Origin of the sequence: Pseudoalteromonas sp. APC 3893 (assembly GCF_030408095.1) — a bacterium.
Lineage (GTDB): Bacteria > Pseudomonadota > Gammaproteobacteria > Enterobacterales > Alteromonadaceae > Pseudoalteromonas.
On sequence record NZ_JASDCD010000008.1, the window covers coordinates 1 to 21,647 of the forward strand.

Sequence of the window (21,647 nt, forward strand, 5' to 3'; positions counted from 1 at the left end):
AGAATTTAGAGATAAAATCGATGAGTTTTTTAGTCAAACACTTCCTAATTTAGGCGATATTTTGGCGAGCAGAATTAACGACAATTTTCAGGTGTTAAATTCTGCATCTTGAGGTGTGATGGGTATAGATCATGGTACGGTCAATCACTTGGTATTCAAGAGCTAATTTACCACCAACCATAACGTCATCAGTTTCTTCGATAAATCCATTATTATCTGTGTAATCACCTTGATATTGCTCTATACGTAAACCCGTGATTAAAGTAGTTTTATTGCTAATAGGAGTAGCTAATTGACCGTATAGTGCCGTGTTACTGGTTTCATAAGTAGATGCAAAAGGGCCCGCAAGCCATGTATATTGACGCTCTAAATCAACATCTCGACCTTGATAATAAAGCCCTGTTACCCAGTTACCGCCTTTGCCATTAAATTGCAGCTCAGCGGCTTGGTCTTGACGATCTCTAAAATAGGCATCGGTTGAACTGTAGCCCTCTGGGTGAAGCCCTGCAGCACATAAATTAGGTTTGTTTATATCGTTACATACCCAATCTTCATCAAAGCTATATTCTAATTCACTATCAATGCCTGAGAGGTTTAAGCTAACATCAAATAAATCAAAGCCAGTGTAAATATTGGCAAGGCCAACAGCAATACTCTCTTGGTTATCTTGGCCAGGCTCATCAGCTACGCTATTGCGGCTGTTATCAAGGGTAAATGCATCATAGCCGTTATTTATATCGATATAATGGACACTTAACTCAGAACGTAAATCATTAGTCAATTGGCTATGTAGTTTAAAGCGACTAACTAATTCGTCTTGTTGTTGTGTTGGTCTATCTAGGTATAAGTTATCTTGATAACCGTCAGATTCACGTTGATAAATACTACCACGTACAGCTGTGCTATCAGTGATACCGATACCAGCGGCAACACCTGCTTCATAACTGTTGTAGTTGCCGGCGCCGAGTTGCACTTTTACACTCGGATCAAAAGTGGGGTCGGCTGATTCCATTTGAATCATACCGGCCATGCCATCGGCACCAAAGCGAGTGCCTTGAGGGCCACGGTAAATTTCAATTTGGTTTACATCGAATAGCAGCGAACTAGCGCCAAGGCCTGAATAATTGATACCGTCAATAACTAAGCCAACAGATGGGTTGATAGGATCAACGAACTGAGAGCGCATACCCACACCACGAATTTGAATATAACGCCCGCGCGATGCACCAGCTGAAAAGTTCACATTGGCGGCACTAGCAAGCATTTCATCTAAAAATGTTGCACCACGTTCATTAATTTCGTGCTCACTAAATAAACTTGCACTGGCGCTGAGGGTTTGAATGCTTTCTTTTTGGAAATCCCCAGTAACGAGTATTTTTTCAAGATCAGTATCTTCAGCAAGCGCTGAAGCGCTAACAAGAGGGAGTAACGCGGCAGTAATTAAAGACAGACGTAGTTTCATTCGGTTTCTTAACTCCATTTCAGGGACGTGCATGATAACAACTATTCTCATTAAAGTCGTGATACCAGCTGTATAAATATGCTATAAACGCGCACAGTATACATAATTAGGAATATTAATATGACCTTTAAAGTTGAGTTTAAAGTACGCGATTACGAATGCGACCTACAAGGTATTGTAAATAACAGTGTTTATTTTAATTATCTGGAACATGCTCGTCATGAGTTCTTACATGCCAATGGTATTGATTTTGCTAAACTTGCGCGCGATAAAATAAATCTAGTAGTCATGCGCAGTGAAATGGACTATAAACAATCACTGGTGCCTGGTGATGAGTTTTATGTTGCCGTGGAGCCTGAGCGTATTAGTCGCTTAAAGTTTGGTTTTCGTCAAACTGTAATACGCAAACATGATGAAAAAGTAATGCTTAAAGCGTTGGTTATTGGTACTTCAGTTAATGAACAAGGTCGCCCTTTTTTACCAGAAGAAATTGATGATTTATTCCAAACGTCATAAATACGCTTTGATGTTGAAGTTTTATTACTATCTTAGAACAATTTTTTACATTAAAAACATGCATTATTAACGGTATCTGTGGTTAATTATTGCTATTATGTTCCGATTGAGTTTTAGGTTAGTAATTACATGAAATTAGCAGCAATACCGATGCTTATTATCGGTTTTTGTATTGGCTGCTCATCGACAGGGACAGTCACCAGTGAGCAATTAAAATACACTAAGTGGCAACTATCACGAGTAGATGGTTTAGCAATTCCTGCGTCTTATAGCGCATCGCTAAGCTTTATTGAAGCATTGCAAGTTAATGGTTTTGCTGGTTGTAATAAGTTTTTTGGTGAAGGTGATTTAACTAATAATCAGTTAAGCATTAATAAACTTGGCATGACTAGAAAGTCATGTGGCGAGCAACTAGATCAATTTGAGCAACAGCTATTAGACTTACTAAAGCAAGGTGTTCAAATTCAATTGCAATCGCAACAGCTAATTTTAACTGGCGAGCAAACATTTGCGTTTATTCCTGCAGGCTAACCTCTTGCAGGCAAACTGCAACTAACGTACACTCGTCAGCGAACAATATATAGAATTTTACTTGTCGGAGTGCCTTGGGTATTAACTCAAAGGCTGAGATCGCGAAAGCGGGATCCGTGAACCTGATCAGGCTAACACCTGCGTAGGGAACAAGCTGCCTTAAACAGGTGCTTGTGCGCCATGTTTTGGCCACAAGTACTGTGGCTGCCAAGATTGGTAGTACATGAATAATACCAATCTACGATCCATGTAGCAGTTGCTACTCTCTATTGCATCGCAATATCTGACAAGACAACCCTTTTAGCAATGAGGTAAGTCATGTCAAACACATCAAATAAACCGTCTCGTCGCGAAACCCGTGCGGCAGCATCAGATTATATTTATAACCTTACAGGGCAACCATTCCCAAGTTCTCACAAAGTTTACGTAGAAGGTACACAAGAAAATGTACGCGTGGGTATGCGTGAGATTACCCTTAGCGACACTTTTGTTGGCGGTACAGATGAAAACCCAATCTATGAACCGAATGAACCGCTACGAGTATATGACACATCAGGCCCTTATACCGATCCTGACTTTACGCTCGATGTACGTAAAGGCTTAGATAAATATCGCGAACAATGGATTGAAAGCCGCGACGATACTGAAATTTTAGAGTCAGTTACTTCGCAGTTTTCACAACAGCGTATGGCTGATGAAGGGCTTGATCATATTCGCTTTGAACATTTGCCAAAAATTCGCCGTGCTAAAGCGGGCAAAAACGTGACGCAAATGCATTATGCGCGCCAAGGTATTATCACCCCTGAAATGGAATATGTGGCAGTACGTGAAAATATGGGCCGGGCAGAAATTCGTAAAGAACTATTGGCTGAGCAGCACAAGGGCGAGTCATTCGGGGCGAGTATCCCGGAGTTTATTACCCCTGAATTTGTTCGTGATGAAATCGCTCGTGGCCGCGCAATATTGCCTAACAATATTAATCACCCAGAAACAGAACCAATGATTGTAGGTCGTAACTTTCTAGTGAAAGTAAATGCCAATATTGGTAACTCATCGGTAAGTTCTTCTATCGAAGAAGAAGTTGAAAAAATGGTCTGGTCAACCCGTTGGGGTGCTGACACAGTAATGGATTTATCAACTGGGCGCTATATTCATGAGACGCGAGAGTGGGTGGTTCGTAACTCACCAGTGCCAATCGGTACTGTGCCAATTTACCAAGCCCTTGAAAAAGTAAATGGCGTAGCAGAGGATTTAACTTGGGAAATATTCCGCGATACCTTGATTGAACAAGCTGAACAAGGCGTTGATTATTTTACTATTCACGCCGGCGTATTGTTACGCTATGTACCAATGACCGCCAAGCGAGTTACAGGGATTGTGTCACGCGGTGGTTCAATCATGGCTAAATGGTGTTTGGCGCACCACAAAGAAAACTTCCTTTACACTCACTTTGAAGATATCTGCGAAATTTTAAAACAGTACGATGTCTGCTTTTCACTTGGAGATGGCCTGCGCCCAGGCTCAATTGCAGATGCTAACGATGAAGCGCAATTTAGTGAGCTACGTACATTAGGCGAACTTACTAAAATAGCGTGGAAGCACGACGTACAAGTATTTATTGAAGGTCCGGGCCATGTGCCAATGCACATGATCAAAGACAATATGGAAGAGCAGCTTAAACATTGTGACGAAGCGCCTTTTTATACATTGGGCCCATTAACAACAGATATCGCCCCAGGGTATGACCACATTACGTCGGGTATTGGTGCGGCGCAAATTGCCTGGTATGGCTGTGCGATGTTGTGCTACGTAACACCTAAAGAACACTTAGGCCTACCAAATAAAGAAGATGTAAAAGAAGGTTTAATTACCTATAAAATTGCTGCTCATGCTGCGGATTTAGCCAAAGGTCACCCAGGCGCTCAAGAGCGTGATAATGCGTTATCAAAAGCGCGCTTTGAGTTCCGCTGGCATGATCAATTCAATATTGGCTTAGATCCTGAGCGTGCGCGTGAATATCATGACGAAACCTTACCGCAAGAATCTGGCAAAGTAGCGCATTTTTGTTCTATGTGTGGGCCAAAATTTTGCTCAATGAAAATCACCCAAGAAGTGCGTGAATATGCCAAAGACCTAGAAGCTAGGGGTATAGATCCTAACAACGTGGGAGATGCCATTGAAATCAAAATGGTCGATGTAGAGGCTGAAATGAAAGCGAAGTCTGAAGAGTTTAAGCAAACTGGCTCAGAGATTTATCATAAAGCGGTATAAGTAAAAAGTTAGCGAGTGAACCGCTCGCTAACTTTACTCTCGCAACTCGTAACTGAATTAAGGTTATTATGTCTTACAACATTGCGGTGGTGGGGTTTGGCTTAACAGGGCGCTTGGCGGCGCTTGAATTGAGCTTAGCGCATAATGTAACGGTTTATGAGGTTGATGACGCACAGGCACGCAACAGTGCTGGGCGTGTTGCCGCAGCCATGCTTGCGCCTTTAGCTGAATCAGTATTGTGTGAACAAGACTTGGCGCTCATGGGGCTTGACTCAATAAACCTCTGGCCGGCAATTCTAGCGCAGCTTAATGAACCCGTGTTTTTTCAGCAGCAAGGCACGCTGGTGGTTGCTCATCAACAAGACAAAGGCGACTTACAGAGCTTTACTGAACGGCTAAAACCGTTAGCTAATCATCATGCTCAGCGATTGAGTGGTTCACATATTAGTGAGCTTGAGCCTGAATTATCAGGGCGCTTCAATCAAGGCGTATATTTACCTTGCGAAGGGCAAATAGATAATCAGGCATTTTATCAAGCAAGCTTTAATACACTTAAAGCACGTGCTCTACAGTTTAATTTTGGTAAAAATATTAATACCGCTTGTGAGCAGCTACAGCAGCCATATGATTACATTATTGATTGCAGAGGCTTAGGCGCTAAAAGTGAGCAGTGTAAGTTGCGTGGTGTTCGTGGAGAAGTGATTCGTTTACACGCGCCCGAAGTTAATCTCACGCGCCCTGTGCGGTTAATGCACCCGCGCTACCCACTTTATATTACGCCTAAACCAAATCATGAATACGTGATTGGCGCAACCGAAATAGAATCGCAAGATAATGGCCTCGCAACAGTACGCTCAACCCTTGAGTTGTTATCGGCGGCGTATACCGTGCATAGTGGTTTTGCTGAAGCACGTATTATCAATATTCAAACAGGTTTACGCCCTGCATTTAGTGATAATCGCCCACAAGTAAAGCGCCAAGGTAAGGTGATAAGTATTAATGGTTTGTACCGACATGGCTACTTACTTGCACCAAGCTTAGTGGCTGAAGCAGTCGCGTTAATTAAATAGGTTAAAAGATGAAGATTACAATTAATGGCCAGTCGTTTGAAACCGAAAATCAAACGACATTAGCTAAAGTGCTTGCAGAGTTTGGTGCTAAAGAACCCTTTGCTGTAGCGTTAAATGGCGGTTTTATTCCACGTAAAAACACTGATGAAATTGTCATAACGCAAGGCGATAGCATCGAGCTGCTCTCGCCAATCCAAGGGGGCTAAAATGAGTGATAGCTTTAGCATTTATGGCGAACAAATAACTAGTCGTTTACTAATTGGCTCTGCGCTTTATCCGTCGCCTGCGATTATGGCTGATTCAATTAAGGCCTCTGGCGCACAAGTGGTTACCGTCTCGCTGCGCCGCCAGCAAAGTGCAGCCGCTGGGGATGATTTTTGGCAGCTAATAAAAGACACAGGTTTAAAAATATTACCCAATACCGCAGGGTGTCATAGTGTTAAAGAGGCGGTAACGCTGGCACAAATGTGTCGTGAAGTATTTGCGACTGACTGGATAAAGCTCGAACTGATTGGAGATGAATATAATCTTCAGCCAGACCCATTTGCTTTGCTAGAGGCAACAAAAATACTAATGGATGATGGTTTTAAGGTATTGCCTTATTGCACTGATGATTTAGTGCTTTGCCAGCGCCTAGCAGATGTTGGCTGCGAAGTACTGATGCCGTGGGGAGCGCCAATAGGCACGGGTAAAGGGTTATTAAACCAATACAATTTAAAAACAATTCGTGAGCGCTTACCAGAGCTAACATTGATTGTTGATGCAGGCCTTGGTTTGCCTTCTCATGCTTGCCAAGCACTTGAACTTGGTTATGATGCGGTATTATTAAATTCGGCTATTGCAGGGGCGGGTTGCCCTGTTACCATGAGCCATGCCTTTAAAGCGGCGGTCGATGCCGGGCGTTTTGCTTATACAGCCAAAGCAATGCCAGAAAAAGATGTTGCCGCGCCATCAACACCCACGATGGGGATGCCTTTTTGGCATCAAACGTAATAAATTAGGAAGTAATAATGAATCAAGTTGTTTGGACAATTGCAGGCTCAGACTCTGGCGGTGGTGCAGGTATTCAAGCTGATATAAAAGCCATGCAAAGTTTTGGTGTACATGGCTGCACAGCCATTACTGCACTCACGGCACAAAACAGTTTAGGTGTTGAGGCATTAAACCCCATATCAACTGAGGTGATTGAATCACAGCTACTTGCTTTGGCCAGTGACATGAAAGCGAGCGTGATAAAAATAGGTATGCTTGCTAACGTTCAGCAAATACAGTTAATTAGTGAGCATATTAAGCATTATAAAGCCACATGGCCAATACCTCCTTTAGTGGTTTACGACCCCGTCGCTATTGCCAGTAGTGGTGACTTACTCACAGAAGAAGATACCGTTAGCGCAATTAAAGAATGTTTATTGCCGCTGGTGGATGTGATCACTCCAAATACGCACGAAACCCAGTTATTAACGGGGGTTTACTTAATTGGCCCAAGTGCGGTTATTGAAGCCGCTGAAAAGCTGCAAAGCTGGGGCGCAAAAGCTGTGGTGATCAAAGGTGGACATTGGGATTACCCAAGTGGTTACTGCATAGATTATTGCCGCGAAAACACCACTGATAGCACAAATGAATATTGGCTAGGTAATGAAAAAATAGCCACGCCGCATAGCCATGGTACAGGCTGTAGCATGGCGTCTGTGATTGCGGCGTGTTTAGCAAAACAATACCCACTTAAAGATGCCTTTATTTTAGCAAAAGCGTATATAAACCAAGGCTTAAAAGCGGCTGTACGTTATGGCGAAGGCATTGGCCCTGTTGCACAAACTAGTTTCCCGCAAAGTATTGACGATTACCCACAAGTGATTGAAGCGGGAAGCTGGCTCGGTGATGAGTTAGATTTTGATGCACCGAATGAGTTTACTATGGCCGCTAACTTTGCAGCGTGTGAAAGTAAGCAATTTGGCTTATACGCGGTCGTTGACTCTGTTGATTGGTTAGACAAATGCTTAGCGCAAGGTATTCAAACCGTGCAGTTACGTATCAAAGAGGGAAGTGAAAGTGAGCTTGATACTGCCGTTGCAGCCGCAGTTACTCTTGGCCAAAAATATGAAGGTAAGGTGTATATAAACGATCATTGGCAACTTGCAATTAAACACGGTGCTTACGGTGTACATTTAGGTCAAGAAGATTTACTTGAAGCCAATTTAGTCGCTATTAAAGAGGCTGGTTTGCGCTTAGGGCTTTCAACTCATGGCTTTTATGAAATGATCCGCGCCCATAATTATCGACCAAGTTATATGGCATTTGGCGCTATCTACCCAACTACCACCAAGGATATGACAGGGCAAATTCAAGGCCTCGAAAAGCTCAAACATTTTGTGCCGTTAATGCAAGATTACCCGACAGTGGCGATTGGGGGCATTGACTTATCCCGTGCCAATGAAGTGGCTGCAACCGGCGTTGGTAGTGTGGCAGTGGTCAGAGCCATTACCGAAGCGGATGACTACCAACAAGCTATTGCAGATTTACAAAGCGCCATAGGTCATTAAATAATGAGTGAGTTATCTGACAAAGAGCAGCTGCGTTATAGCCGTCACTTAATGCTCAAAGAAGTGGGGCTTGAAGGTCAGCTAAAATTAAAAGCAGCCCATGTGGTGGTAGTTGGTGCGGGCGGTTTAGGCAGCCCAGCACTGTTATATTTAGCAGCCTCAGGCGTGGGAGAGCTTACTTTACTGGATGACGATAAAGTTGAGCTTTCTAACTTGCAGCGCCAAGTACTTTATAAAGTAAATCATTTAGGGCAAGCCAAAGTGAGCGCCGCTGGTAAAGTGCTTGGCAGTTTGAATAATCAAATTACTGTGAATAGCGTTGAGCAGCAATTAACTGAGAAAAATGCCGATCAAATTTTTACCGGAGCTACCTTGGTGCTTGATTGCAGTGATAACTTTGCTACGCGTTATACGGTGAACCGCTTTTGTTTAAAGGCAGGGATTCCGCTGATATCAGGTGCGGCAATAGCCAGTGAAGGGCAGTTGATGTGCTTTGATTTTCGAAAGGCTGATAGCCCTTGCTACGGCTGCCTGTTCCCAGAGCAACCAAAAGAGCAAATGTTAAATTGTGATAATGCTGGCGTATTAAGCCCGTTATTAGGAGTGATAGGCTCAATGCAGGCGCTATTAGCAATTAACTTGATATTGGGTCACCACGAGGGGAGTCAGTTTGTGCGCTTTGATGGATTGAGTTTGACGCAACAGCAGTTTAAATTAACAAAAGCGCCTGAATGCACTGAATGTGGAGTGTAATGAAAGCGCGAGTTAGCACTCGCGCTATTTTATGGCGTTGAGTACTTTATTCTGTAATTTTGGCGAAAGGTGTGCCCATACGCGTTACCGTTTCAGGTTGCTGATCAGCTAAGATTTCAGCTTGATTAGCGCCCCATGCTAAAATAACCGTTGAGCCGAGCTTAAAGCGGCCCATTTCTTCACCTTTTTTCAAAGTGATTGCATTATCGCCAGTGGTTGGGTAGTTCCAACTAAATACGTCTTTTCCTGCTGGTGGTGTTACCGTACCAGCCCAAACTGTTTCAATGCTAGCGACAATTGTTGCACCGACTAATACCATCGCAAGTGGGCCAATTTCGGTATCAAAAATTGCAACTACACGCTCATTACGTGCAAATAAGTTAGGTACATTTTGCGCAGTTAGTGGGTTTACCGAAAACAAATCACCTGGCACGTAAATCATTTTACTTAATGTGCCGTCGATTGGCATATGAATACGGTGATAATCTTTTGGTGCTAAATAAATCGTCGCAAACTCACCACCTAAAAACGGGGCTGTGTCTTGCTCAGAACCACCAAGCAACGCTTGTAAGCTGTAGTCATGGCCTTTAGCCTGAATAAGTTGACCATCGACAATTGCGCCAAGTTGGCTAATTGCCCCATCTACCGGGTGAGCGATTATGTCAGCTTCAGCATTTAATGGGCGAACACCTTTTTTTAGCGGGCGGGTAAAAAATTCATTAAAGGTTTTGTAATGAGCGGGATCTGAATATTGTGCTTCGCTCATATCTATCTTGTACTGCTTAATAAATAATTTGATTAACCATGTTGTTAAGCCACCCAGCCTTGCAGCAGCTAATTTACCTACCATGCGCGATAGAAAATGTTTTGGCATTGCATATTGCATGGTAATTTTGAATTTATCTAAACTCACTTGTTTCTTCCTAAATTAAACGCGCGGAGCACGAGCTCCAGCACGGCCATCGGCCATTGTTTCTAAAATTCGGTGGTAACTGTCAAAGCGCAGCTCTGAAATATCACCATCATCAACCGCTTGGCGGATAATACAGCCAGGGTCGTTTAAATGTTTACAGTCGCGAAAGCGACAACCGCCAATAAACTCGCGGAATTCTTTAAAGCACCAGGTAACTCGTTCAACTTCAAGGTGCCATAAACCAAACTCTCTTATTCCAGGAGAGTCGATTAAATTCCCCCCTGAAGGCAAATGGTGTAACCGCGACACTGTGGTTGTATGTTGACCAAGACCACTGTTTTCAGAGACTTCTTTAGTCAATATTTCAGCATCGGGTAGCACGGTATTTACCAGTGTGGATTTACCGACACCGCTTTGGCCAACAAAAATGCTATTTTTACCCACTAATGTTTGCTTTAAAGCATCTATGCCTGCTGCGGTTTTATTACTTACCAGTAAAACTTGATAGCCAAGTTTACGATAGATATCGAGTACTTCCTCAATAGCTTTTAGGCCTTGTTCGTCAATAAGGTCTATTTTGTTGAGCACTAAAATAGGCTCAATTCCCATATCTTCACAAGCCACTAGATAGCGGTCGATAATATTTGCAGTAAACTCAGGGAGTACCGCAGAAACCATAAGTATCTGATCAATATTAGCCGCAACGACTTTAACGCCATCGTAAAAATCGGGTCGTGTTAATTGTGAGCGACGCTCATGCATTGCCTCAATAACACCCGCTATATCGCCTTCGCTTACTTTTGCACGGCGAAATTGTACTTCATCACCGCAAACAATACCTTTAACAGTACGACGAATATTACAGCGCAGTACATCACCATTATCGGTTTCGATATCGGCATGTTGACCAAAACGGCTAATAACCACTGCATTTTCCGCAGGGCCTAAATTATCGTTCTGTAGTTGCTCATTTGTCCCTTTCGCTGATTTATCGTCGGCATTGGACAAGCGTTTTTGGTGATTAGCCTTGATCCTACGGGATTGGCCTTTACTTAATTTCTTCTGTTTTGCCACTTTTGGCCTATAACTTAGTTAAATGTCGCGCTTTTTGAAAAAAAAGCTTTAGGTCGACTGATGATACTAATATGATATATCTAAATGCGTTAGATCTAAAGGAAAGCACCGCAAGGTAATTATGTCTTTTCATAAATCAAATCTGATTTGGCTCGACCTCGAAATGACAGGTCTAGAACCAAGTACAGACAAAATACTCGAAATAGCGACTGTTGTCACCGATAGTGAGCTAAACATCTTGGCTGAAGGCCCAACAATTGCTATTCATCAAAGCGATGAATTGCTAGATGGGATGGATGAATGGTGTACCACTCAACACGGTCAATCAGGGCTTACGGCACGTTGTAAGGCAAGTACTTATGACGAGGCTTATGCTGTTGAGCAGACCATTGAATTTTTAAAGCAATGGGTTCCTGCTGGGGCATCGCCCATGTGTGGAAACTCTATTGGTCAAGATAGACGCTTTATGAATAAGTATATGCGCGAGTTGGAAGATTTCTTTCATTACCGCAACTTAGACGTGAGCACTATTAAAGAGCTTGCTAGACGTTGGAAACCCGAGGTTTTAGCGCAAGTGAATAAAAAAGGCTCACATCTTGCACTCGATGACATTAAAGATTCCATTATGGAATTGAAAGTCTACCGAGAAAAATTCTTTAATTTGTAAAAAATACTTGCAAACACATCGAATTATTGTAAAATCCTGCCCCGCTTAAGACGATAACCCCCGCGGGGTTAGTGTGTTTAAGTGGAAGTTAAAGATTCAAGAAGAAAGGTTAAAGGAACGAGGTTTAATATTGATAGAACCTAGAACCTAGATAAAATGCGGCACTAGCTCAGTTGGTAGAGCGCGACCTTGCCAAGGTCGAGGTCACGAGTTCGAGCCTCGTGTGCCGCTCCAATTTCTCACCAAAGAAGTTGGCTAATAGTTTCAAGGTGAAAGACGAAAGTTACAAGCTTTTCCTAGAACCTAGAACCTATATATGATGCGGCACTAGCTCAGTTGCCAGAACGTTTTACCGCGACTCGTCGCGCACCAACGGACAAATTACTGGCTATTTTGAATGCGGCACTAGCTCAGTTGGTAGAGCGCGACCTTGCCAAGGTCGAGGTCACGAGTTCGAGCCTCGTGTGCCGCTCCAATTTATAACCAAAGAAATTGGTTAATAGTTTCAAGGTAAAAGATGAAAGGCACAAGCTTTTGCTAGAACCTGAATATGATGCGGCACTAGCTTAGTTGCCAGAACGTTTACCGCGATTTGTCGCGCACCAACGGACAAATTACTGACTATTTTGAATGCGGCACTAGCTCAGTTGCCAGAACGTTTTACGGCGAATCGTCGCGCACCAACGGACAAATTACTGATTATTTTGAATGCGGCACTAGCTCAGTTGGTAGAGCGCGACCTTGCCAAGGTCGAGGTCACGAGTTCGAGCCTCGTGTGCCGCTCCAATCTTTTATTAAAATCCACACTTTCTAAATATTCAGCATCTTTCAGACACCCTGTATTCAAAAAAAACAATGCTTTAGCTTTCCCCCCCCCCGATGACAATGTTCACTTTTTCTAGATTTTTACTTAGCTCATTTGGCCACCAACTTCGCGCCGAAACTAAACAAATTTTAATCTGAAAAGCTCAACATAATTTTCTTTAAACAAATAAAAAGCCCTGTAAATGGCGACATTTACTGGGCTTTTCTGTATTTACTAATTATTTTATAAAGCTATAAAGTAGCGCAAGCACTGCTAAGGTGCCCATAAATAAGATAAAGTAAGCACTTTTGCCACGGTATTTTTTGAGCGCTGGAACTTTAAAGACGGCTATCATAGGCATGATAAATAAGATCATGGCAATAATAGGGCCTGATAGTTGATCCATCATATCTAAGATGCTCGGGTTTTTAACTGCACAAAACCAGATAGCAAAAAACATAATTACCACACCCAACTTATCAGCGCTCTTCATACTTAGTTTGGTTTGCTTGGTGACTAAGCCATTAAAACTTTCACGCGCGCCTAAAAAATGCCCTAAGAATGATGATGTAATAGCTATAAACGCCACTAGAGGGCCTAGAGTTGCTATAAATGAGTTATCTGTAATGTTTGCTAAGTACGATAAGATAGACACGTTCTGAGCTTTTGCCTGCGCCATTTGCTCTGTTGAAAGAGAAAGCACGCATGAGAATACAAATAACAGTACGAAAACAATCAATAATAAGCTGGTACGCTTTAAAATAGCTTCTGATTTTGTTGTTGCATCATTGCCATAGTGACCGCGTTGTACATTGGCAAAGCTTGAGATCGCAGCGGCATGACTAAACGAAAATACAATGATTGGAACTGATAACCACAACGTCTTAGTAAAGCTTGTAAATTCAGGAAAAGCCATATTAGGCATTTGCCAACTTGGAATTAAATAAATAGATAAAAAGAATAAAATAGCTACCAACGGATAAACTAAAATAGCGAACGCGCGCAACATGAGTTTTTCACCGCCCAGCATTAAGCTTATCATGCCTGCTACAAGCACACCCGAAAGTAATACTCTCGAAGGTGACTCCATGCCCAGTTGGTTAACGATAAAACTATCAACTGTATTAGTTAGCCCTACACCATAGATAAGCAAGATCGGAAAGATAGATAAAAAGTATAATAATGAAATCAGTCTCCCTGCATTGGCTCCAAAGTGCTCTTCTACAACATCGGTAAAATCAGCATCTTTATTTTTTGACGATAAAACAAAACGTGCTAAACCTCGGTGAGCTAAAAAGGTCATAGGAAAAGCTAAGCAGGCCAAAATGATCAAAGGCCAAAATCCGCCAATACCAATATTGATTGGTAAAAACAGGATCCCAGCACCAACCGCGGTGCCAAATAGACTTAAAACCCACTGAGTATCATGTAGGTTCCACTTGTTTTTACTTGTTGTCGATGTATCTAACTGTGCTACATCTTGATATGAGCTCATTTATACTCCACCAATTAGAATAATAATTTTGCGGCAGCATATATAAGTTGCAGCATGAATGCATTTTTTGGCGATGTATTAACATAACTATGCTGTAAGGTGAGGATTACAGGTTGTCATGTTTTAGTAAGTTGCATGTAATTAGGCTATTACTTTCAGGTGATTAGCTAAAAGGAAAGCTAGGAATTAAATTCCTAGCTTTACCATTTTACTCTTTTGGTTCTTTCGTTTTCCCGTTATTAGGATCTTTTAACACTGACATTTTTGGAGGCTGCAGAGCAACGATTCGCTCGCCTTCTTGCGGTAGTTTTTCCATGTTAATAGTAAATGGACGTACTTTAATTGGTGAGTCGTCGCTATCTTTTTCTCCGTGCAAGATAAATAACGGAATAGCTTCGTTATTCATTTCTTGGTATTGCTCCCAGCTGAACTCTTCAGATATACGGGTTGCACTTACTTTGCCACCTTTCGCAATCAAACTGCTTAGACGCGCATAAGCGCCATTGTCACCAAACAAAATTTGGCGTGACAAAAATGTCGCACTGTCTTTGTTTGCTTTAGCATGGTTTGTAGAAGAGCGTAGTGAAAATACATTTTTTTCGTTTAATAAATGAGAAAAATATTGTACGCCCAGCGCATTATGATGTCGGTTAGGAGACAGTGCTAGTACGCTGCGTATAGTGGTTAGGGGTAGGTAGCGCTCAGCATGCTCTGACTGAGGGTTACCATAATAACAAGGCAAACCATCCATTCTTGCCATTTTACAGTTTTCCCATGCTGGGTCCGATAAGTGCACAGGGATACTTTGATCATTTAGCCCTTTAGCTATGGCGCGAGCGACATGGTTTGCGCCAATGATTAAAATTGTATTCGGTGAAGGTTGACGCACACCAAGCAATTTAGCAACAGGAATAGCTGTTAAGCTTTGTAGTACCACAGTAATTATGATTACAGTAAATATTAACGGTACTATCTTTTCTGCGTCTGCGACACCTGCTTCCATCATGCTGAGTGCAAATACCGAACCTACGGCAGCTGCTACAATACCGCGGGGTGCTATCCATCCGAGCACTAAGCGGGATTTTAGTGGTAAATCTGAACCAAAGGTTGAAATTGCAATACAGACAGGGCGCGCAATAAATAGCACAACGGCTAAAAATATAAATACATCACCGTCGAGCATCATTAAATCAGAGAGCTGTAATCTTGCTGCTAATAGTATAAATAATGTCGAAATTAAAATCATCGACAAGTCTTCTTTAAACTCTAATACAGAGTCAATTTCTAAGTCATCTTGGTTCGCTAACCAGATACCAAATACTGTTACAGCCAGTAGGCCTGACTCATGGCTTAGATGGTTAGAAATGGTAAAGCTAATAAGCACTAAAGCTAATATACCAAATTTATGTAATTCAAATGGTAACCACTCTCTGCGGATTAACAATGTTGTAAGCCAACCTGCAACCACCCCTATAGATAAACCTACACCTAGTGTTTTAAATAGTGCAATAAGGGTATGAACAAAGACTTCACCTTGGCCAACGAGCATTACAGCTTCAAAAACTAATACCGCGAATAGCGCGCCAATAGGGTCTATAACAATGCCTTCCCAGCGCAGAATACGGTCAATGTCTTGAGTTGGACGCATTGAGTTTAATAATGGGGCGATAACAGTGGGCCCGGTAACGACCAATACCGCACCCAGCACGGCTGCAACGCGCCAGTTAAGTTCTAAAATCCAGTAGGCACTGAGGCTAATGATAATACAGGTCGCGATCATCCCTATGGAGCATAGGTTTCGCACTACTTTGCCTATTCCTTTAAGCTCTTTGAAATGTAAGGTCAGTGAGCCTTCAAATAAAATAACGGCAACACTCAAGGAAACAACAGGAAATAGTAAATCACCCAGTAATGCATCTGGATCTAATATACTGGACGCAGGACCAAGTAATAAACCTGTGAGTAGTAAAAATAAAATTGCTGGAACTTTAAAAGCCCAAGCAACCCATTGCGCAAGAACGGAGCAAAGAGCGATCCCTGCGATGTAAATAGCTGACATAAAAGAGGTATTCCTTATTTATTACTTCAGTTAAGAGTAAGGCTAGCAAAACTAATAATACAGGGATATGTTCATTTATCTTAATTGAATTTTAGCTGTATATGGTTTTTTTGTAGAAATAATTTTTCTTGAGAAATTAACGCAACTACATAAAAAATTCATATTAATGCAACACATTGATAAATATTGATATTTTATTTTTCTTAAGGTGGGTGTGGGTATGTGAATAAAATATAGCCTTGATCTCACAGATGATTTTAGCGTATTATAGTTAGTGTTCAAACAATTTGTTGTCTAATTAGTTACTAGTTAGGTATAAGCGAATACATATAGTTATTTTTAAGTTAGTTAAAATTATACTTACTTAAATGAAGGTTATTATATTTATTTGCTTAATATTCAATGAATTAATTGTTTTGAACACAATTTGTATGTATTTACTCATTTTTGGGTATTGGTTCGCTTGTAATAATAAGGGCATGAAATTGCCATTTTTATATTTTGAGTTGAATTGTTACCTGTTCAATATTTGGCGCCCATCGTGGTGAACAAATCTCGGTCCTTGAGTCATCACCCTATCTGTTGGTGTACCTGACTTTAGAGGCTCTATGTATGTTGTTAATAAAGAAGCTTCACACAGCTTTTTACAGCGATGCATAAACAACACTTTTTATTTTACTTTATAACTGTTCAATCTAATGATTGAGTAAAAGTTATGCTATATCTAAAATTCACTTTTTTAATTAAAGGTGTGTGTTTTTGGGTGAGTGTGTAAAAAGTGTATTTGGACATACAAAATGTAAACTCGTATCTTAGTCTTAATGCTAAGAGATTGTTTTCTTACTTCTCTTTTGAGAAGTTACAGTTAAATGGAAAGTTGAAACACATTATGCAAAAGTTAAATTGGCGACGTATTGTACTTAAAGTTGGTAGCGCACTTATCGCTCCGGATCAAGATGGTTGTCGTTCACGTTATTTATTAACTATCGCACAGTTTATTGTTCGCTGCCGTAGTCGTGGCATTGAAGTTATTTTAGTTTCGTCGGGCTCTGTAGCTGCTGGCGCGCATTTATTCCCCGATCAGCAAGAACGCACCGTTACCATGAAAAAAGCCATGGCAGCCGCAGGTCAAACAGAAATGATGGCTATGTGGGACCGCTTTTTTGATTTTCCGTCAGCACAAATTTTATTAACTCATGGTGATTTACGTGACCGTGAACGTTATGAGAGCATTCGTGAAACCGTGTTCACATTACTAGAGCATGGCGTATTACCTATCATGAATGAAAATGACACGGTAACAACAGATGATTTGAAAGTTGGTGACAATGATAATTTATCAGCCATGGTTGCCGCAGCAGCGGATGCTGATGCATTAATGATTTTCTCAGATGTAGATGGGCTTTATAACAAAAACCCGAACTTACATGATGACGCAGAGTTATTACCGGAAGTAAAATCAATTGATGAATCAATCTATGCAATGGCAGGTTGTGCGACCAGTGCGGTTGGCACAGGTGGTATGAAAACCAAAATTGAGGCGGCAGAAAAAGCCACTTCGCATGGTATCACAACCTACATTATTAATGGTTTTAAAGAGCAAACATTTAATCAGTTACTAGAAGGGATTAACCCAGGTACAGTCTTTTTACCTTATGAAAAACCGATGCAAGAAGCTGTGCATTGGATGACTCACACAGCTAATGAGCAAGGTGAAGTTGTGGTTGAAGGTTCATTTGATGAATCGCTTGAAGGCGAAACAGGCTGTATACGCGGGGATGAAATTGTTGCCGTGCATGGTGAGTTTGGGATCGGCGACACTATTTTAGTGCGTAGTAACGATGGTACGCGTCTGGCTAAAGCGACAGCTAACTATAGTAGCTGTTTATTGAATTTTATAGCTGATAACGAGCAAAGTGAATTTAGCGACAAAATGCAAGATTCGATTGGTCCCGTTATTTCAGAAAAAGATATCGCATTATTGGAGAAGTCATGAGTTTAATTACGGATATTTCACGCCAAGCAGCAAAAGCTGCTCACCAGTTAGCTTTACTCGATACCGAGACAAAAAACCGTGTGTTACTGGAAATGGCGGCAGCGTTACGTGAGCAAAAAGCATTTATAATTTCAGAAAACGAAAGTGATTTATCAGCTGCTAGAGACAATAATTTAGCTGCATCAATGATAGACCGTTTAACGCTCAATGATGAGCGTATTGAAGCAATGGCTGAGGGTATTGAAGTTATTGTTAGCCTTGAGGACCCGGTTGGTCAGCTTCGAGATATTACTGAGCGCCCAAATGGGATTAAAATTCGTAAAATGCGAGTGCCTTTAGGTGTGGTATGTATGATTTATGAAGCACGCCCAAATGTAACCGCAGATGCCGGTGCGCTGTGCTTTAAATCAGGTAATGGTGTTATTCTACGTGGTGGCAAAGAAGCGTTAAAAAGCTCACAAGCTATCGCTAGCGTAATGCACAAAGTCCTTGAAACGAATGATCTGCCAGCTGCGCTTATTTCGGTGATTCCAGATCCTGACCGTGCGTTGCTTATGGAATTAATGCAGCAAAGAGATAGCATTGATTTGATTATCCCACGCGGTGGTGAAGGGCTAATAAACTTTGTTACTGATAACAGTACAATTCCAGTGATCCAGCACTTTAAAGGTGTTTGCCATTTATATGTTGATAAAGATGCTGATTTAGAAGTGGCACTTAACTTACTGTTAAATGGTAAAACACAGCGTACAGGTGTTTGTAATGCATTAGAAGGTCTAGTCGTACATGAAGCTGTAGCAGACGAGTTCTTAAATTTATGTGCAGTCGTACTTCGTCAAGAAGGCGTTAAAATTAATGCTGATAGCCAAGCAGCTAAATACTTTGATGATGCAACAGTACTTGCCGATAGTGAGTTCGGTCAAGAATATCTGGATTTAGAAATTGCGATTCGAGTCGTTCCTGATTTTGCAGGTGCTATTGATCACATTGCTCAGTTTGGTTCAAACCACACTGAAGTTATTTGTACTAAAAACCAAGATGCAGCTAAATTGTTCCAACGTAGTGTGGATGCATCAGTCGTGATGGTTAACGCATCATCACGTTTTTCTGATGGCTCGCAATTAGGTCTAGGCGCTGAGATTGGTATAGCTACCTCTAAGTTGCATGCTTATGGTCCTATGGGCTTAGAGTCGCTTACAACAGAAAAGTACCTAGTGGATGGTGAAGGTCAAGTTCGCGAGTAATTTACTTATTAATTGTTAAAGTAAGTATTTCATGCCGAGTTTAAGACTCGGCATTTTTATTTCTTAAATCGCTTAACCAATCTTCTGCTGGTTCGGGTCTATGTAAAAAGTAGCCTTGTAAAGTCATATCAGGGAAAGCTTGTAGCAGAGTTAGATGCTCTTGCTCCTCAACACCTTCAGCAATAATTTTTAGATCAAATAAATCACCTAAACTAACTATCATATCGATAATCAGTTTGTCGTTATTGTTTGTTGGTGCCTCTAAAACAAATGACTTATCAATTTTGAGCTCATCAATAGGCAATTGCTTTAAGTAGGTTAAGCTTGAGTAGCCAGTTCCAAAATCATCGATAGAAACCCTTACACCCAGCTGTTTTAGATGGTGCACTGCCGCAATAGCATCATCCATATTGTTTAACAGTGTGCCTTCAATGATTTCAATCGTCAGATTTGCAGGATTGGCCTGTGAATCAATAATACTTTGAGTGATAAAGTTTAGAAAACGTTTTTCATGAAAATGTCTGCCGCTGATGTTGATCGAAATAGCTAGACTTGGGTTTTGCTCGTTAATTTGTTCTAGTAGTTTTAAAGCTTGAGTTGTAACCCAGCAATCTAAATCATAAATAATATCAGACTCTTCGGCTATCGGTATAAATTCAGCAGGGCTAATAAAACCTTTTGTTGTATGTTGCCAGCGAAGGAGTACCTCAGCCCCTTTTAGGGTATGGTTGTGATCATATTGTGATTGTAAGTTAAGTACTAGTTCTTGCTGTGCAATTGCTTGGCGTAAGTCTTGTTCTACTTCGAAACGCCGTTTAGCTTGTTCGCCAAAAGATGTATCAAATGATGTAACTCTATTACCGCCTTTTTCTTTTGCTTTATAGCAAGCAGCTTCACAGTTTCGAATAGTTTCAATTGCGCTTCCTCTTAATTCATTACGAGGAAGAATATAGATCCCGATACTGATCGTTAAACTAATTTTTTGTTCTTCGATATCAAATGGTTCACTGGCGGCTAATAGCAGTTTTTGCGCGGTTACATTTGCTAAAGATTGTGTTCTTTCATAACCAGTGCCTTTTTGTGTTTCACATAGTACAGCAAACTCATCACTGCCAAGGCGTGCAACGATATCTTTATTACCTAAATTATCGTTTATTCGTGTTGAAAACTCTTTTAATACTTTATCGCCCGCCATTAGGCCAAGGCCATCATTAATTGAATGAAAGCTATCTATATCTAGAATAAAAATACAGGTATAGCTTTGCTGTTTATTTTGCTCTCGTAATTGTTGTTCCAGAATTTTTAAAAAGTTATTACGATTAGGGAGGCCTGTAAGCTCATCATGCCATGTTAAATAGTCAATACGCTCTTGAGTGACTTTTACACTCGAAATATCACTAAATACACCAATAAAGTTAATGTTGGTATCGACTTCGTTTTTAACCATACTAAGTGTAAGTAATTCAGGATATAACTCACCGCTTTTTCGTCGTGTAGTCAGCTCACCACTCCAGTAACCCGCTTTGCTCGCATGTAGCCATATATCATCAAAGTTTATCTCTGGTAGGTTGTTTTGTTTGATTTCTTTTAATGGTTTTCCAAGAGCTTCACTTTCACAAAAGCCTGTTATTCGGCAAAAAGATGGGTTGACGGCAATGATAATACCCTTGTGATTTGTGATTACTACGCCATCGGCTGTGCTGGTTAGGGCTTGATAAAATAAAGCTTGTTTGGCTGATAGTTTTTTTAATTCAACATCACGCTTGGTAAGCTCAGAAGCAAGGTTTTCTACCTCAATGAATTTGTCATGTAATTCAAAGTTTTTTTCAATGAGGCGATCGAGCATTCCTTGCACAGAGATGTGTGCGCGTACACGAGCACGAACGAGTGCCAATTTATAAGGTTTGTGAATATAGTCTACGGCGCCCAGTTCGAAACCTTGTTCTTCGGATTCTTCTTCAGTGAGGGCGGTGACAAATATAATAGGGATCCCCTTGCTATTTTGGCTCTGCTTTAGCTTTTTACAGACCTCATAGCCATCCATCTCAGGCATCATAATATCAAGTAATATTAAGTCTGGACGTGTCGTTTCAATAAATTCAAGCGCACTTCTGCCGCTAGTTGATACGCGAACATCATAATCTGATAGCAAGCCTTCAACCAATATATGCAGATTATTGGGTTCATCATCAACGATGAGAATTAACGGCTTTTGACGGTCAGCGTTTTGTGTTGGTAAGCTTTGGGGCAC

Annotated in this window: 16 protein-coding genes, 3 tRNA genes, 2 pseudogenes and 1 riboswitch; of the genes and pseudogenes, 15 read left to right on the forward strand and 6 right to left on the reverse strand. The window is 41.2% G+C overall.

What is annotated here, in order from left to right; genetic code table 11:
- Window positions 1-112, forward strand: a pseudogene (locus tag QMA12_RS11245) (IS630 family transposase); the annotation flags it as partial.
- 9 nt (window positions 113-121) lie between these two features.
- Here QMA12_RS11245 and QMA12_RS11250 read toward each other — a convergent pair.
- Window positions 122-1,462, reverse strand: a pseudogene (locus QMA12_RS11250) (TonB-dependent receptor); the annotation flags it as partial.
- 120 nt (window positions 1,463-1,582) lie between these two features.
- Here QMA12_RS11250 and QMA12_RS11255 point away from each other — a divergent pair.
- From QMA12_RS11255 to QMA12_RS11290, 8 genes are all read left to right on the forward strand, one after another.
- On the forward strand, window positions 1,583-1,978 hold the full coding sequence (locus tag QMA12_RS11255) for an acyl-CoA thioesterase (protein WP_087534588.1): 396 nt from the start codon (window positions 1,583-1,585) through the stop codon (window positions 1,976-1,978).
- Window positions 1,979-2,107: 129 nt separating this feature from the next.
- Window positions 2,108-2,509, forward strand: a complete 402-nt coding sequence (locus QMA12_RS11260) for an META domain-containing protein (protein ID WP_290210289.1) — start codon at window positions 2,108-2,110, stop codon at window positions 2,507-2,509.
- A 55-nt stretch (window positions 2,510-2,564) separates the two neighbouring features.
- Window positions 2,565-2,675: riboswitch (TPP riboswitch) on the forward strand.
- A 152-nt stretch (window positions 2,676-2,827) separates the two neighbouring features.
- Window positions 2,828-4,780 (forward strand): phosphomethylpyrimidine synthase ThiC, encoded by a 1,953-nt coding sequence (gene thiC, locus QMA12_RS11265; protein ID WP_087534587.1) that lies wholly within the window; start codon window positions 2,828-2,830, stop codon window positions 4,778-4,780.
- A 68-nt stretch (window positions 4,781-4,848) separates the two neighbouring features.
- Window positions 4,849-5,850 (forward strand): FAD-dependent oxidoreductase, encoded by a 1,002-nt coding sequence (locus QMA12_RS11270; protein WP_290210290.1) that lies wholly within the window; start codon window positions 4,849-4,851, stop codon window positions 5,848-5,850.
- An 8-nt stretch (window positions 5,851-5,858) separates the two neighbouring features.
- The gene (thiS, locus tag QMA12_RS11275) at window positions 5,859-6,056 is read left to right on the forward strand and encodes a sulfur carrier protein ThiS (protein ID WP_290210291.1); all 198 of its coding nucleotides are present in this window, start codon (window positions 5,859-5,861) and stop codon (window positions 6,054-6,056) included.
- A 1-nt stretch (window position 6,057) separates the two neighbouring features.
- Entirely contained in the window at window positions 6,058-6,843 is a 786-nt protein-coding gene (locus tag QMA12_RS11280; protein ID WP_290210292.1) for a thiazole synthase, read from the forward strand.
- Window positions 6,844-6,860: 17 nt separating this feature from the next.
- On the forward strand, window positions 6,861-8,390 hold the full coding sequence (gene thiE, locus QMA12_RS11285; RefSeq protein WP_290210293.1) for a thiamine phosphate synthase: 1,530 nt from the start codon (window positions 6,861-6,863) through the stop codon (window positions 8,388-8,390).
- 3 nt (window positions 8,391-8,393) lie between these two features.
- On the forward strand, window positions 8,394-9,143 hold the full coding sequence (locus QMA12_RS11290; RefSeq protein WP_290210294.1) for a HesA/MoeB/ThiF family protein: 750 nt from the start codon (window positions 8,394-8,396) through the stop codon (window positions 9,141-9,143).
- Window positions 9,144-9,189: 46 nt separating this feature from the next.
- Here the strand turns inward: QMA12_RS11290 and asd are convergent, their stop codons facing one another.
- Window positions 9,190-10,056, reverse strand: coding sequence for an archaetidylserine decarboxylase (gene asd, locus QMA12_RS11295; RefSeq protein WP_290210295.1), 867 nt, complete (start codon window positions 10,054-10,056; stop codon window positions 9,190-9,192).
- A 15-nt stretch (window positions 10,057-10,071) separates the two neighbouring features.
- On the reverse strand, window positions 10,072-11,130 hold the full coding sequence (gene rsgA / locus QMA12_RS11300; protein WP_087534579.1) for a small ribosomal subunit biogenesis GTPase RsgA: 1,059 nt from the start codon (window positions 11,128-11,130) through the stop codon (window positions 10,072-10,074).
- 121 nt (window positions 11,131-11,251) lie between these two features.
- Between rsgA and orn the strand changes: the two genes are divergently transcribed.
- The 4 genes from orn to QMA12_RS11320 all read left to right on the forward strand — a co-directional run bounded on the left by orn (window position 11,252) and on the right by QMA12_RS11320 (window position 12,583).
- Window positions 11,252-11,797, forward strand: a complete 546-nt coding sequence (orn, locus tag QMA12_RS11305; protein ID WP_087534578.1) for an oligoribonuclease — start codon at window positions 11,252-11,254, stop codon at window positions 11,795-11,797.
- A 158-nt stretch (window positions 11,798-11,955) separates the two neighbouring features.
- Window positions 11,956-12,031 (forward strand) — tRNA-Gly (locus QMA12_RS11310).
- Between the two features lie 165 nt (window positions 12,032-12,196).
- Window positions 12,197-12,272, forward strand: a tRNA-Gly gene (locus tag QMA12_RS11315).
- Between the two features lie 235 nt (window positions 12,273-12,507).
- A tRNA-Gly gene (locus QMA12_RS11320) sits at window positions 12,508-12,583 on the forward strand.
- A 257-nt stretch (window positions 12,584-12,840) separates the two neighbouring features.
- Here QMA12_RS11320 and QMA12_RS11325 read toward each other — a convergent pair.
- Both QMA12_RS11325 and QMA12_RS11330 read right to left on the reverse strand, forming a co-directional pair.
- Window positions 12,841-14,097 carry an aromatic amino acid transport family protein gene (locus QMA12_RS11325; RefSeq protein ID WP_290210296.1) on the reverse strand — a complete coding sequence of 419 codons (1,257 nt, stop codon included), beginning with the start codon at window positions 14,095-14,097 and terminating at the stop codon, window positions 12,841-12,843.
- Between the two features lie 208 nt (window positions 14,098-14,305).
- Window positions 14,306-16,156 carry a sodium:proton antiporter gene (locus tag QMA12_RS11330; RefSeq protein WP_087534491.1) on the reverse strand — a complete coding sequence of 617 codons (1,851 nt, stop codon included), beginning with the start codon at window positions 16,154-16,156 and terminating at the stop codon, window positions 14,306-14,308.
- Window positions 16,157-17,045: 889 nt separating this feature from the next.
- Here QMA12_RS11330 and proB point away from each other — a divergent pair.
- A complete protein-coding gene (gene proB / locus QMA12_RS11335; RefSeq protein WP_087534490.1) occupies window positions 17,046-18,152 on the forward strand; it encodes a glutamate 5-kinase in 1,107 nt (368 codons plus the stop codon).
- Window positions 18,149-19,396 carry a glutamate-5-semialdehyde dehydrogenase gene (locus QMA12_RS11340; RefSeq protein ID WP_290210297.1) on the forward strand — a complete coding sequence of 416 codons (1,248 nt, stop codon included), beginning with the start codon at window positions 18,149-18,151 and terminating at the stop codon, window positions 19,394-19,396. The genes proB and QMA12_RS11340 overlap by 4 nt, the downstream gene beginning before the upstream one ends.
- A 40-nt stretch (window positions 19,397-19,436) precedes the next feature.
- Here the strand turns inward: QMA12_RS11340 and QMA12_RS11345 are convergent, their stop codons facing one another.
- Window positions 19,437-21,647 (reverse strand): EAL domain-containing protein, encoded by a 2,211-nt coding sequence (locus tag QMA12_RS11345; RefSeq protein ID WP_290210298.1) that lies wholly within the window; start codon window positions 21,645-21,647, stop codon window positions 19,437-19,439.

Coding starts and splice junctions, on each gene's coding strand:
- QMA12_RS11255 (WP_087534588.1), top strand. CDS start 1,583: ATGACCTTTAAAGTTGAGTTTAAAGTACGCGATTACGAATGCGACCTA.
- QMA12_RS11260 (WP_290210289.1), top strand. CDS start 2,108: ATGAAATTAGCAGCAATACCGATGCTTATTATCGGTTTTTGTATTGGC.
- thiC (WP_087534587.1), top strand. CDS start 2,828: ATGTCAAACACATCAAATAAACCGTCTCGTCGCGAAACCCGTGCGGCA.
- QMA12_RS11270 (WP_290210290.1), top strand. CDS start 4,849: ATGTCTTACAACATTGCGGTGGTGGGGTTTGGCTTAACAGGGCGCTTG.
- thiS (WP_290210291.1), top strand. CDS start 5,859: ATGAAGATTACAATTAATGGCCAGTCGTTTGAAACCGAAAATCAAACG.
- QMA12_RS11280 (WP_290210292.1), top strand. CDS start 6,058: ATGAGTGATAGCTTTAGCATTTATGGCGAACAAATAACTAGTCGTTTA.
- thiE (WP_290210293.1), top strand. CDS start 6,861: ATGAATCAAGTTGTTTGGACAATTGCAGGCTCAGACTCTGGCGGTGGT.
- QMA12_RS11290 (WP_290210294.1), top strand. CDS start 8,394: ATGAGTGAGTTATCTGACAAAGAGCAGCTGCGTTATAGCCGTCACTTA.
- orn (WP_087534578.1), top strand. CDS start 11,252: ATGTCTTTTCATAAATCAAATCTGATTTGGCTCGACCTCGAAATGACA.
- QMA12_RS11325 (WP_290210296.1), bottom strand. CDS start 14,097: ATGAGCTCATATCAAGATGTAGCACAGTTAGATACATCGACAACAAGT.
- QMA12_RS11330 (WP_087534491.1), bottom strand. CDS start 16,156: ATGTCAGCTATTTACATCGCAGGGATCGCTCTTTGCTCCGTTCTTGCG.
- proB (WP_087534490.1), top strand. CDS start 17,046: ATGCAAAAGTTAAATTGGCGACGTATTGTACTTAAAGTTGGTAGCGCA.
- QMA12_RS11340 (WP_290210297.1), top strand. CDS start 18,149: ATGAGTTTAATTACGGATATTTCACGCCAAGCAGCAAAAGCTGCTCAC.